At 38.5% G+C, this 405-nt stretch carries 2 protein-coding genes; both read left to right on the top strand.

The window, feature by feature from the left end:
* The first annotated feature begins 106 nt into the window (after positions 1-106).
* Positions 107-253, top strand: coding sequence for a small acid-soluble spore protein O (gene sspO, locus GFC01_RS18440; RefSeq protein WP_034283440.1), 147 nt, complete (start codon positions 107-109; stop codon positions 251-253).
* Positions 254-274: 21 nt separating this feature from the next.
* On the top strand, positions 275-405 hold a 131-nt coding region (locus GFC01_RS20305; protein WP_152948528.1), incomplete at its 3' end, for a small acid-soluble spore protein P.

The raw sequence follows: 405 nt of genomic DNA, 5'->3' as shown, positions 1-405 counted from the left end.
TAACAATGCTTTTATTAAATTCAATAAGTTTAACTTATCATTAGGAAATGATTACTCTTCATAAACGAAGCGGGGCGGGCTCATACTATAAATGAGGTGATAAAACATGACAAAACGCAAAGCGAATCATGTCATTAATGGCATGAACGCAGCCAAAAGCCAGGGTAATGGCGCAGGCTATACGGAAGATGATCAGCTCGTTTTAACAGAAGAACAAAGGCAAAACAATAAAAAACGTAAAAAGAATCAATAAGATAAGAAGGAGCCAAACATCATGACGAATAAAAACACAGGGAAAGACATCCGTCAAAACTCTCCTAAGGAGCATTCAGGCGGTCAGCCTGAGCCGTTATCAGGCAGTAAAAAAGTGAAAAACCGCAACCATACAAGACAAAAGCACAATTC

Source organism: Desulfofundulus thermobenzoicus (assembly GCF_009428905.1).
In the GTDB taxonomy this organism is placed as follows: Bacteria; Bacillota; Desulfotomaculia; order Desulfotomaculales; family Desulfovirgulaceae; genus Desulfofundulus_A; species Desulfofundulus_A thermobenzoicus.
Note: the sequence above shows the minus strand (reverse complement) of the source record. Positions and strands in the feature narration are given on the sequence as shown.